The sequence below is a fragment of the Flexivirga sp. genome, assembly GCF_051955415.1.
GTDB lineage: Bacteria > Actinomycetota > Actinomycetes > Actinomycetales > Dermatophilaceae > Flexivirga.
The window spans coordinates 1-11,924 of the sequence record NZ_JBQCGS010000044.1; the positions used below are offsets into that span (position 1 = coordinate 1).

The 11,924-nt window shown below is 69.9% G+C and carries 12 protein-coding genes; 8 read left to right on the forward strand and 4 right to left on the reverse strand.

All coding sequences use genetic code 11. The annotated features are described in order from the left end of the window. The 8 genes from ACTHL4_RS07330 to ACTHL4_RS07365 form a co-directional block, all read left to right on the forward strand. On the forward strand, window positions 1-585 hold a 585-nt coding region (locus tag ACTHL4_RS07330), incomplete at its 5' end, for an ABC transporter ATP-binding protein (protein WP_440282089.1). 75 nt (window positions 586-660) lie between these two features. Beyond that, complete coding sequence (holA, locus tag ACTHL4_RS07335) at window positions 661-1,617, forward strand: DNA polymerase III subunit delta (protein WP_440282090.1); 957 nt, start codon at window positions 661-663, stop codon at window positions 1,615-1,617. Window positions 1,618-1,840: 223 nt separating this feature from the next. Then, a complete protein-coding gene (gene rpsT, locus ACTHL4_RS07340; protein WP_440282091.1) occupies window positions 1,841-2,107 on the forward strand; it encodes a 30S ribosomal protein S20 in 267 nt (88 codons plus the stop codon). A gap of 255 nt (window positions 2,108-2,362) precedes the next feature. Further along, window positions 2,363-5,212 (forward strand): leucine--tRNA ligase, encoded by a 2,850-nt coding sequence (gene leuS / locus ACTHL4_RS07345; protein ID WP_440282092.1) that lies wholly within the window; start codon window positions 2,363-2,365, stop codon window positions 5,210-5,212. A 5-nt stretch (window positions 5,213-5,217) separates the two neighbouring features. After that, window positions 5,218-6,114, forward strand: a complete 897-nt coding sequence (locus ACTHL4_RS07350; protein ID WP_440282093.1) for a DegV family protein — start codon at window positions 5,218-5,220, stop codon at window positions 6,112-6,114. Window positions 6,115-6,223: 109 nt separating this feature from the next. Next, a complete protein-coding gene (locus ACTHL4_RS07355; protein ID WP_440282094.1) occupies window positions 6,224-7,231 on the forward strand; it encodes a helix-hairpin-helix domain-containing protein in 1,008 nt (335 codons plus the stop codon). 4 nt (window positions 7,232-7,235) lie between these two features. After that, window positions 7,236-8,147: a hypothetical protein gene (locus tag ACTHL4_RS07360; RefSeq protein WP_440282095.1), complete on the forward strand. Its 912-nt coding sequence runs from the start codon at window positions 7,236-7,238 to the stop codon at window positions 8,145-8,147. A 25-nt stretch (window positions 8,148-8,172) separates the two neighbouring features. After that, window positions 8,173-8,472: a hypothetical protein gene (locus ACTHL4_RS07365; RefSeq protein WP_440282096.1), complete on the forward strand. Its 300-nt coding sequence runs from the start codon at window positions 8,173-8,175 to the stop codon at window positions 8,470-8,472. A 66-nt stretch (window positions 8,473-8,538) separates the two neighbouring features. On the opposite strand, the gene ACTHL4_RS07370 is transcribed toward ACTHL4_RS07365, so the two are convergent. From ACTHL4_RS07370 to ACTHL4_RS07385, 4 genes are all read right to left on the reverse strand, one after another. Continuing rightward, window positions 8,539-8,802 (reverse strand): holin, encoded by a 264-nt coding sequence (locus ACTHL4_RS07370; RefSeq protein WP_440282097.1) that lies wholly within the window; start codon window positions 8,800-8,802, stop codon window positions 8,539-8,541. A gap of 14 nt (window positions 8,803-8,816) precedes the next feature. Then, window positions 8,817-10,622, reverse strand: coding sequence for a peptidoglycan-binding domain-containing protein (locus ACTHL4_RS07375; protein ID WP_440282098.1), 1,806 nt, complete (start codon window positions 10,620-10,622; stop codon window positions 8,817-8,819). A gap of 81 nt (window positions 10,623-10,703) precedes the next feature. Further along, window positions 10,704-11,591 (reverse strand): hypothetical protein, encoded by an 888-nt coding sequence (locus ACTHL4_RS07380; protein WP_440282099.1) that lies wholly within the window; start codon window positions 11,589-11,591, stop codon window positions 10,704-10,706. Next, window positions 11,588-11,920, reverse strand: a complete 333-nt coding sequence (locus ACTHL4_RS07385; RefSeq protein ID WP_440282100.1) for a hypothetical protein — start codon at window positions 11,918-11,920, stop codon at window positions 11,588-11,590. The genes ACTHL4_RS07380 and ACTHL4_RS07385 overlap by 4 nt, the downstream gene beginning before the upstream one ends. Between the last annotated feature and the right edge of the window lie 4 nt (window positions 11,921-11,924).

Consider the following 11,924-nt stretch of genomic DNA (forward strand, 5'->3'; position numbering starts at 1 on the left):
CTGCTGGCGCGCTCGCTCGGGCTGAGGCCGCATAGCCCGATCGCACGTGTGGGACTGATCGTCCGCGACGTGGTGGGTCGCGGACGGCACCCGCATCAGCGGTGGTTCCAGCAGTGGTCGCACGGCGACGAGGACATCGTCACCGATGCGATGCGCTGGACCGGCATCCTGGAGCTGGCGGACCGGCCGGTCGACGCCCTCTCCGGCGGTCAGCGGCAGCGGGTCTGGATCGCGATGACCCTGGCGCAGCACACCGACCTGGTGCTGCTCGACGAGCCGACGACCTACCTCGACCTGGCGCACCAGGTCGACGTCCTGGACCTGGTGTGCCGGCTCAACCGGGAGCGCGGGGCGACAGTCGCCATGGTCCTGCACGACCTGAACCTGGCGGTGCGGTTCAGCGACCATCTGGTCGTCATGCATCGCGGACGCGTGGTGGCACAAGGTGATCCGGCCGCGGTGCTGGACGCCGAGCTGTTGCTGAAGGTGTTCGGGCTGGACGCGGACATGGTCGCCGATCCGCGCACCGGCCTACCGATGGTGGTGCCCCGCGGGCAGCGACGCGGTCGGCGCGAGGAAGGCTGACCCGGTCGCCACACGACGCGGTGAAGACGCAGGACGGGATGTCGGCGGTCCCAGGCGCACTCTACGGTTAGCGGTATGACGGACGTACCGCCGCTGGTGCTGATCGCCGGACCGGAGCAGATCCTGGCCGAGCGTGCCGCCAGCAGCACCATCGCCCTGTTGCGCGAGAGCGACCCGCAGGCCGAGGTGGTGCGCCTCGAGGCCGCGAGTTACGAGGCCGGACAGCTGCAGCTGCACACCAGTCCCAGCCTCTTCGGCGGCAGCAAGATCGTCGTGGTGCGCGACCTGGACGAGGGCCGTGAGGAGCTCATCGCCGACGTGGTCGACGTGGTCACGATGGGGCCGGCCGACGCAACGCTGATCGTGCAGCACACGGGCGGCGTCCGCGGCAAGAAGGCACTCGATGCGCTGAAGAAGGGCGGCGCGCGGGTCATCGATGCGCCGGCCATCAAGAGCGACCGCGACAAGTCCGCGTTCGTGACCGGCGAGTTCCGGGCCGCCGGCCGCAAAGTAGCCCCCGACGCGGTGCGCGCGCTGCTGGAAGCGGTCGGCAAGGACCTGCGCGAGCTCGCATCGGCTTGCAAGCAACTGGTCGACGACACCCACGGTGTGGTCACCGCCGAGGTGGTCCAGCGCTATCACGGCGGCAAGGTCGAAGCCACCGGCTTCCGAGTGGCCGACGCGGCGATCAGCGGCAACCTGCCCGAGGCCCTCCGGCTGGCCCGGCACGCGCTCGCCTCCGGGGTCGACCCGGTGCCGATCGTCGCAGTGCTGGCCAGCCAGTTGCGGCAGATCGCCCGGGTGGCCACCGCGGGCCGCGGGCCGTCCGGCGCCCTGGCCAAACAGCTGGGTATGGCGCCCTGGCAGGTCGACCGCGCTCGTCGTGACGCGCAGGGCTGGGACGGCGATCGGCTCGGGCGCGCCATACAGGCGGTCGCGGCGGCGGACTTCGAGGTCAAGGGCGGCGGCCGCGACCCCGTCTACGCGCTCGAGCGGGCGATCATCACCATCGCGACCGAGCGACATCAGTGAATTTGGAAGGCTCCGGCCGAGCTGCGAGGAGTAGAGCCAGACGCGATTTGGGCGGAATCACGCGCCGCTGGTAACTTTGGCTCTTGCGTGCGCGCTCTGGTCGTGCGCGCATGCACGCAGTACCGGCGCGACGACATCGCCCGGGTGTCCCCACGCCCCATCCGTCGCCGCGTCCGTCAACCCTCATTGACAACACATCGTTTCGACCAAGGAAGTACTACACGTGGCAAACATCAAGTCGCAGATGAAGCGGATCAAGACCAACGCGATCCGCACTGAGCGCAACCGTGCCTACAAGTCGGAGCTGCGCACGTGGATCCGGCACACCCGCGCCGCCGTCGCGGCGGGCGACAAGGCCAAGGCCACCGAGATGCTGGCGACCGCGTCCAAGAAGCTGGACAAGGCCGTGAGCAAGGGCGTCATTCACAAGAACCAGGCCGCCAACAAGAAGGCGGCGCTGGCCAAGGCCGTCAACAACCTCGAGGCCTGAACAACCCCCGCGACACCCGAAGGTCCGGTGCTGCCCTTACGGCGGCACCGGACCTTCGTCGTGGGCTCCAGGCGCTGCGGTAACCTGTCCCTCGTGCGGCAGTTGCTTCTTCTTAGCGGGCCGCGTCGACGCTAGGCGGACTTCGGCGCGGCTGACCCCTCCCTGTGCTGAGGGGTCTTTTCCTTGGGTTCAGGACACCGCAGCGCGAGTCCGACGCGCACGCCACTTGCTCACTTGTAAAGGACGAGAACGACGATGAATGACGAGCAGCCCGCACACCGTTACTCCGCCGCCCTGGCGAACGACATCGAACGCACCTGGCAGGACCGCTGGGAGGAGCAGGGCACCTTCCACGCGCCGAACCCTGCCGGACCGTGGGCGGACCGCGCCGCGATCCACGGCCGCCCGAAGTACTTCCTGCAGGACATGTTTCCCTACCCGAGCGGCGCAGGCCTGCACGTCGGCCACCCGCTGGGCTTCATCGCCACCGATGTCTACGCGCGCTATCAGCGCATGTCCGGCAAGAACGTCCTCTACACCATGGGCTTCGACGCGTTCGGACTGCCGGCCGAGCAGTATGCCGTGCAGACCGGCCAGCACCCGCGCAAGACCACCGAGGACAACATCCAGACCTACACCCGGCAGTTGCGGCAGCTGGGGCTGTCCCATGACAAGCGGCGGGCGTTCGCCACGATCGACCCCGATTTCTACAAGTGGACCCAGTGGATCTTCCTGCGGATCTACAACGCCTGGTACGACGAGCGCACCGGCAAGGCACGGCCCATCGACGAGCTCGTCGCTGCCTTCGAGACCGGTGAGGTGTCCACGCCGGACGGCCGGCCCTGGGCGCAGCTGTCCGAGCCCGAGCGGCGCGACGCCGTCGACAACCGCCGACTGGCCTACAAGAAGGAAGTGCCGGTCAACTGGGCGCCCGGGCTGGGCACCGTCGTGGCCAACGAAGAGGTCACCAACGAGGGACTGACCGAGCGCGGCGACATGCCGGTCTTCCAGCGCAACCTGCCCCAGTGGATGATGCGCATCACCGCGTATGCCGATCGGCTGGTCGACGACCTGGACCGGCTGGACTGGCCGGAGTCGGTGAAGTCGATGCAGCGCAACTGGATCGGCCGATCCTCCGGCGCAGCAGTCGAATTCGCGGTCGAAGGAGTGGACGAGTCCATCGAGGTGTTCACCACTCGGCCGGACACGATCTTCGGCACGACCTTCATGGTGCTGGCGCCGGAGCATCCCCTGGTCGAGGCGCTGACCACCGACGCGTGGCCGGAAGGTACCCACGACTCGTGGACCGGTGGCGCGGAGAGCCCGGCCGAGGCGGTGACGGCATACCGGCGGGCGGCGTCGCGCAAGACAGAGCTGGAGCGGCAGACCGAGGACGCCAAGGCCAAGACCGGTGTCTTCACCGGATCCTTCGCGACCAATCCGGTGACGGGTCAACGCATTCCGGTCTTCATCGCCGACTACGTGCTGATGGGATACGGGACCGGTGCGGTCATGGCGGTCCCGGCCGAGGACGCCCGTGACTGGGACTTCGCCAAGAAGTACCACCTGCCCTACGTGCGCACCGTGCAGCCCGCGCAGGGGCACGACGAGGACGCGGCATACACGGGCCATGGCGCCAAGATCAATTCCGCGAACGAGTGGATCTCGTTGGACGGCAAGGAGATCGACGAGGCGAAGCAGATCGTCATCGACTTCCTGGAGCAGCGCGGCGCGGGCCGCGGCACGATCACCTACAAGCTGCGCGACTGGCTCTTCAGCCGGCAGCGCTACTGGGGCGAGCCGTTCCCGATCGTCTACGACGAGGACGGTGTGGCGCACGCGCTACCCGAGACGATGCTGCCGGTCGAGCTGCCCGAGGTGGCGGACTACTCGCCGAAGACGTACGCACCCGACGACGCCGAGTCGATGCCGGAGTCGCCGCTGGACCGCGCGACCGACTGGGTCGACGTCGAGCTGGACCTGGGCGACGGGCCGCGCACCTACCGGCGCGAGACCAACACCATGCCCAACTGGGCGGGTTCGTGCTGGTACGAGATTCGCTACACCGACCCGGCCAACGGGCAGCGCTTCGTGGATGCCGAGTGCGAGAAGTACTGGATGGGCCCGAACGACACCCCGGGCGACACCGGCGGCGTGGACCTCTACGTCGGTGGCGTGGAGCATGCGGTGCTGCACCTGCTCTACTCCCGCTTCTGGCACAAGGTGTTGTTCGACCTGGGCTACGTGTCCTCCGAGGAGCCGTTCCGCCGGCTGTTCAATCAGGGTTATGTGCAGGCGTTCGCCTATCGCGACCACCGCGGCCAGCCGGTGCCGGCCGCCGAGGTCGAGGAGCACGGCGAGGGTGATCAGATGACGTTCAGCTGGCAGGGCCAGTCGGTCACCCGCGAGTTCGGCAAGATGGGCAAGTCGCTGAAGAACGTGGTGACCCCCGACGAGATGTGCGCCGCGTTCGGTGCCGACACCTTCCGCGTCTACGAGATGTCGATGGGTCCGCTGGACCAGTCCCGGGTGTGGGAGACCCGCGCCGTCGTCGGCGCCCAGCGTTTCCTGCAGCGCCTGTGGCGCAACGTGATCGACGAGGAGACCGGCGAGCTACGGGTCACCGACGCCGCACCGAGCCAGGAGCTGGGCCGCGCGCTGGCCAAGGCCGCGGACGGTGTCGCCAAGGACTATCAGGCGCTGCAGTTCAACACCGCGATCGCCAAGCTGATCGAGTTGAACAACGTGCTCACCAAGGCAGCCGGCGCACCGCGCACGGTGGTCGAACAACTGGTCCTGATGACCGCACCGATCGCACCGCACATCGCCGAGGAGTTGTGGTCCCGGCTCGGCCACGCGGAGTCGCTGGCGTTCGAGGCGTTCCCGTCCGCCGACGAGGCACTCCTGGTCGACGAGGCCGTCACCTGTGTCGTGCAGGTGCAGGGCAAGGTCCGTGACCGCCTGCAGGTGCCGCCCGGGATCAGCGAGGCGGACCTGGAAGCGTTGGCCCGCGAGAGCGAGAAGATCGCGGCGGCGGTGGGCGACAAGCAGATCCGCAAGGTGATCGTGCGGGCGCCGAAGCTGGTCAACCTGGTGGTCGGTTAGTCCTCATGACTGTGGCGGTGGTGACCGACTCGACGGCGTACCTGCCGTCGGGGGTGGCCGCCGCACATGGCATCTCCGTGGTGCCGATGCGCTTGGCCATCGGCGGTGTCTCCTACGGCGAGGGTCGCGGCGTCGCGGCGGACGAGGTCGCGCAGGCGCTGCGCGACTTCGTGCCGGTGTCGACGTCCCGCCCGTCGCCGGCTGTCTTCACGCAGCTGTATGCCGCCCTGGCCGACGCCGGGCACGACGCCATCGTGTCGGTACACGTGTCCGCTCAGATGTCGGCGACGCTCTCCTCGGCGCAGCTGGCGGCCCGTGACGCGCCCGTGCCGGTGACCGTCATCGACAGCGAAACCATCGGGATGGCAATGGGTTTCGGCGTCATCGCAGCGGCCGAGACAGCGGCGTCCGGTGCCGCAGCCGCGGAGGTCGCGACGGCGGCACGGCGTCATACAGCGGCCTCGACGACGGTGTTCTACGTCGACACGCTCGAGCACCTGCGCCGCGGCGGCCGCATCGGCCGTGCATCGGCGCTGATGGGTTCCGCGTTGGCCATCAAACCGTTGCTGACGGTGTCGAAGGGGCACATCGAGCCGCTGGAGCGGGTCCGCACGACGACCAAGGCGCTGGGCCGACTGGTGCAGCACGCGGTCGAAGCGGTCGAGGTGCTGCACGAGCACGACGATCTCGACGGGGTCGACGTCGCGGTGCACCATCTGGATTCCCGGGCACGCGCCGAGACCCTGATCGAACAGCTGGCCGAGCGGCTGCCGCAGGCGCGCCGGATGCTGCTCGTCGAGCTGGGTGCGGCGGTGGGCGCACACGTCGGGCCGGGCACCCTGGCGGTCGCGGTGACTCCGCGGTTCACCGGACGGACCCGGATCGTCGGATCGTCCGACTGACCGCGTCGGACCACCCATCATCCACAACCCGGCTCGGCAGGTGGGGTTGTCCACAGGCCGTCACCTCGCCGTCGGCGCGGACCCGCTTGTCGCGCCTACTGTTCCGCACATGGCACGCTCACGTGGGGAGGAAGGCACGCCCGACCGGTTGGCGGCGGTGCTCGAGGAGCTGGAGGCGGTACGCCGCGCACCCGGGTGGGTGCCGACCGAGGACTCGGTCGTCGACGAGCCGCGCTCCCGCGTGGCCGAACTTCCTCGTCGCGTCGCTGCCACGCGTCGGGCCGAGCGCGGTGAGCACGCCCGGCGCGGCCGGCATGCCGCCGGTGCGAGTGGCGCGGAGGAGTTGCGGCCACGGGAGCCGTTGCTGCGTCCGCCGGTGCCGCTCGTCGGTGCGCAGGTGGCACCGAGCCGGCTGGCGGTCATCGGTGCACTGATCCTGGTCGCGGTCGCGGCCCTGGTCTTCGGTGGGCGCGTGCTGTGGGCGCGAGCCGCCGCGCAACCCCACCCGGCCACTTCGGCACGCTCGGCCTCCTCGCCGGCCGGCACGGAGGTGTCCGGCACGGCGCCACCGGCCGCCCCCACCGGTCCGGCCGCCCGCAACGGATTCGGTGCCGTCGGGACGTCCGGCAGCGCCCCGCCGAGCACTCTGGTCGTGCAGGTCGTCGGTCAGGTCCGCACGCCGGGTGTGGTGCACATCAAGGCCGGGTCGCGAGTGCAGGATGCCGTGTCCGCGGCCGGCGGTGCGCTGCGGGGCGCCGACCTGTCGGCCATCAACCTGGCGCGGGTGGTTGCCGACGGCGAGCAGATCCAGGTCCCCAAGCCGGGGGAGCATCCGACCCCGCCGCCGGGGCCGCCGGCGGCTGCCGGTTCGGGCAGCGGCGCGGGTGCGGCCGGCACGGGCGGTTCGGCTGCCGGGCCAGGGGCACCGGTGGACCTCAACACCGCCGACGAGGCGGCGCTCGAGGACCTTCCCGGGGTGGGGCCGGTGACAGCGCAGCGCATCCTGCAGTGGCGCACCGAGAACGGCCGCTTCAGCACCGTCGACGAGCTCGGCGAGGTCAGCGGCATCGGCGACAAGACACTGGCCCAGCTGCGTCCCCTGGTCACCGTCGGCTGAGGCGGTGTTCGTGCTGACGGACCTGGTGGAGCGGTTGCGCCGCCCGCCGGAGCGCCCGGCCGGCGCCGGTCACGCACTCGACCTGCGATTGTTCACCGCTGCCGCCGTCGGCTGGCCGGTGACCCTCGTCGCGCTGCGGCTGCCTGCGCCCGCCTGCATCGGTCTCGCGCTCGCCGGTGCCCTACTGGCCGTGTCGCTGTTGGTCCGCAGTGGCCGGCGGGCCGCCGGCCGCACGACCGGCATCACGAGGATCGTCGCTGTTTCCACGCCCGGCGTGGAGCACATCGACCGGAGGGGCCGGGTGCTGGACACCGTGGCCCTCGCCGGTGTGGCGGTGGCCCTCGTCGGCGGCTCCACCGCCGGTCACCTGCTGACCCGGCAGGCCGGCACCGTCGATCAGCTCGCCGCACAGCGCGCCACCGTCCGCGTCGAGGCGGTCGTCACCTCCGATCCTCGTCCCGTCGGCGCCGGCCTGCGCGGTCACCAGAGCCTGGTGATCACCAAGCTCTCGGTCCGCCAGGTCATCGGCCGCGGGCTGCGCAGCACTCCGCACACACCGGTCCTGGTGCTCGGTGACGAACGCTGGCTCGGGGTGCATTGGCACGAGCGGGTCGCCGTCCGGGGACGTCTGGCACCGGCGGACCGCGGCGAGGACGTGGTGGCAGTGCTCGCCGCACGGGGACCGCCACAGGTGATCGGCGACGCCGGTCCGCTCTTCCGCGCCGTCGAAGCGCTGCGCGGTGACACCCGCGCCGCCACCGACGGGCTGCCCACCGACCCGCGCGGACTCGTGCCGGCGCTGGTGATGGGGGACACGTCCCGGCTGCCGGCCGAGCAGAACGACGACATGCGCGCCACCGGGATGACGCACCTCAATGCCGTCTCCGGGACGAACGATCCTGTTACATGGTTGTGATGGTGTAGCGGGCATACTCCTGTGCATGGTTCGACCGACTGCCGCGCAGCTGACGGTGCCGTTGTCGCGCGCGAAGGACCTCACCCCGCTGGCCTCGATCCTGCACGTCCTGGGGACCCGCACGCGACTGGAGTCGTTGCAGCTGCTGACGCAGGGGCCGCGGGTGACGGCGGATTTGCCGGCGCGGACCGATGAGCTGCACATGTTGGAGGAGATCGGGGTGGTGTCGTCGCGGCGGGTGGAGAAGCAGCAGTTGTTGTGGTCGTTGGAGCCGGAGGCGTTGGTGCGGGTCGCGTGCTGCCTGGCGGCGTTCGAGCGGGAGTGAACGCACGGAAACGCCCCGCCACCCCGGTGAGGGGTGACGGGGCGCGGTCGCTGGGGGAGTAGCGGGCTACTCGACCGGGGTCGGTCCCCTCTGGGTCGTGGTCTCGGCTCTGGTGAGCGATGGGCCGTCGCCATTCACGCTGGATGCGGCGAGCGCCTTGAGCAGCGACACGATGCCCGCGCCCACGGCAACTGAGGCGACGTTTTGCCAGTCGACATCAAGCGCGCCGACGGCGCCGGCTCCGAGGACACCGAGCGCACCGCCGGCGACGCTGCTGACAACACGTTCGCCGGTGGCTTCCCAGAACGCCTTGCTGGTGAGGTTGGACATTGGTTGTTCCCTTCTCAGAGGCCGAGGGCGGCCCAGGTGTTGAAGCCGACTTGACCGTCGGCGTTGATGTGGTGCTTTCTCTGTTCCGTGATGACTGCGGACCGGGTCGCGGGGCCGTAGCGGCCGTCGACGGCGATGTGGTGCCCGAGCGCCCGCAGCCGGGTCTGGATGTGTTTGATCGCGGCCCGGTCTTTGACGGCCACCCCGGACTTGGTGTGGTCGGTGCCGTCGTTGACGGCGTACGCGGTGCCCCGCGGGTAGGGGAACGGGGTCACGTTCAGCGACTGGTGCGCGAGGTTGGTGAACTTTCCGCTGACCAGGTAGGCGTGCCAGGCGGCTGCGGTGTCCTTGCCGATGACGCCGTCGATGGCCAGGTGCACGCCGAGTTGCTGGATGAACCGGGCCTGCACCTTCTTGATCGTCAGCGACCCCTTCGGGTCGAGCCACCCGTCGGGTTTGACCCCGGCCTTCGCCTCGAGCGCGTTCACCGTGTCGGGGCCGGCGAGCTTGTCCGGTGTCACCCCGAGGATGCGCTGGGTTTTGGCGACGTCGGCGTCGGACAGCCACGCGTTGAGGTCTTGGCCGGTGTCGGCGTGCCAGGTCGCGGTGACCTTCGGCGGGGTCGGGGTGACCGGGTCGAGGTCGCCGAGGAGCTGCCGCCACCGGTGCACCTTCGCCACGATGGCCTTGCCGTAGTCGGGTGCGCCGTCGGCCCGGCCGGAGTTGTACCGCTGCCCGGCCGTGTCCAGGGCGGTGTCGGAGTAGTTCCCGCCGAGGGAGCTCTTGATGATCCGCAGCCCGAAGACGAGGTTGTTCAGCGGCTGCCAGAGCCCGGCGACCTCGTCCGTGACCGGTTCGAAGTAGCCGGGGTAGGTGATCTGGAGCGGGCCGACACCGTTGCTGGTGTGCCCGGCCCGGACCATTTGCAGGAACGTCTTGTAGTTCGCCTGCGTGACTGCGCCGGCGCCGGACATGGCGCCGCCGGCGTCGTGGCCGTAGACGTTGGCGCCGTGGCTCTCCTGCTCCACGAACGCGGCCGCGACAGCGAGGGGGATGCCGACCTTGCCGGCGGCGTCGACGATGTTCTGCTGGTTCGCGGTGATGCCGCCCTTGGCGAGGGTCGCCGCGTCCCCGGTCAGTGTCGGTGTCGGTGTCGGCGCAGGGGTCGGGCTGCTGCCCTTGTCGGCGGCGGCCTGGCTGGCCGGCCCCCAGATCCCGTCGACGGTGAGGCCGTGCTCGGCCTGGAAGGCCCGCACGGCCTGCTTCGTGCCCGGCCCCATGATCCGGTCCGCAGTTACACCGACAGCGGTTTGCACGTTCGCTGCCCAGTCGCCGACCCGGTCCGCGGCGGCGGCGACGTCGGCCGCCGACACCGGCCGCGAGTAGCGGTCCGAGAGGCTTTCGCGGACCTGGACGTGCATCGCGTCCCGGTATCCGTGGGTGAAGTCGAGCCCGGTCTGCAGGACACCGGTCGCGGCCAGGATCTCCCGCAGCTTCGCCAGCCCTGCCGGGGAGAATCCGGACGTCCACGCCGACCCGGCGGTGTGCTCGTAGGGGTGCTTCGCGCCGTTGACGTCGATCGCGGTCGCGGAGATGTGATTGGAGTCCATCGACGCCGGGTTGACCTTGCGCTGCTCCGCCCGCGTGCGGTTGCCGTAGCAGGCGGTCACCGGCTCCAGCTCGGTGTCCCACCGATACACCAGGTAGGCGAACAGGATCGCCAGGTCACGGCTGGCCACCGAGGTGACGTGCCCGTTCGGTGCGACGAACGTCGCCAGGCCGGTGTCTTTCAGCGGCCACCCATTGGCGGTTACTGCCATGGTTCTTCTCCCTTGCTGGAGGCTGGAGGCATGCGAAAGGCGCCCGCGAATGGCGGACGCCTGGTAGTGCGTGACGGGCTGTTACGGGGTGGCGGTGGTGGACGTCGGGTCCGGCGACGTGGTGGGGCTGGGCGGCGGCTGGGTGACGGTGACGGTGGTCGTCTGTGCGCGGCAGGGTCCGTCGGCGTGGAGCACGGTGCCGTCGGAGAGGGTGAACGCCCACGTGTTGTCGGGCGAGCACTCGATCTTGGTGAAGTGCGGGGCGTCCTTGCCGTCGGTCCCGTTGCTGCCGTCTTTCCCGGCGGCACCTGCAGGGCCGGTGGGTCCGGTCGCTCCGCGGCATACACCGGTGGAGCAGTACGCGGTCACGGCATCACTGATCTCGTCGGCGGTCGGTGCACGACCAGGCGCCCCGGACGGTCCCGGTTCGCCGGTGGCGTCCTCACCGGGCTCGCCCGTGGGTCCAGCCGGTCCGACGCACTTGTCGGCCTTGCAGTAGGTGAGCACCGCGGCGGCGACCTGCGCCTTCGTGGGTCCGCCCTTGCAGTCGCCGTGCGCGTCGCAGTAGTCGGTGACCGCCTGGCGCACTTGCGCGGTCGTCGGTCCAGGTCCGGCGGCGCCTGGCACGCCGGGGATGCCCTGGGCGCCGCGTTCCAGCTTCGGCGTCGAGCTGGGTGTTGTGGGGCCGGCGTTGGTGTTGCCCGGTTCAGGGTCCGCCTTCGTCGGGTGCACCGGTGCGATACCGGCCTGTGTCAGTTTCGCGTTCGCGGTGCCGAGCGCCTGCCCCCGCGCGCGGGAGATCGCGGCCAGGTCGTCGATCTTGCCGCGGTTGGACACCGACCGCGCGAACAACACGGTGAACGCGGCCACGATCGCGGCGATCAGGATGGCGACCGACACCCATTTGGCGATGCGCAGCGCCCGCTCCGAGCCGGGTATCCGGTCGAGGACTTTCTCCACGTGCTTCATGCGCCGACACCTGATCCGATGAGCGTGATGATGGTGAGGATGATGCTGATCAGCGAGGGGACACCGATCGACAGCAGGGCGATGACGGTTTGGCGGGTGCGTTTCTGCTGATCGGCGATGAGTCCTTTCGCCTCGGTGACGTCCTTGTTGGTTTCGACGATCTTGTCGTTGATGCGTTCGACGTCGCGGGCGTGGATGGCGCTGGACACGAATTTCTCGTCGTAGTGACGTTCGTTCGCGGCGAGAGTCGCGGTGATTTGAGACAGTTGTGCGCTGATGGTGTCGAGGCGGCGGACCACCTCGGGCAGGGTCACGTCATCGGTTGCCATTGCG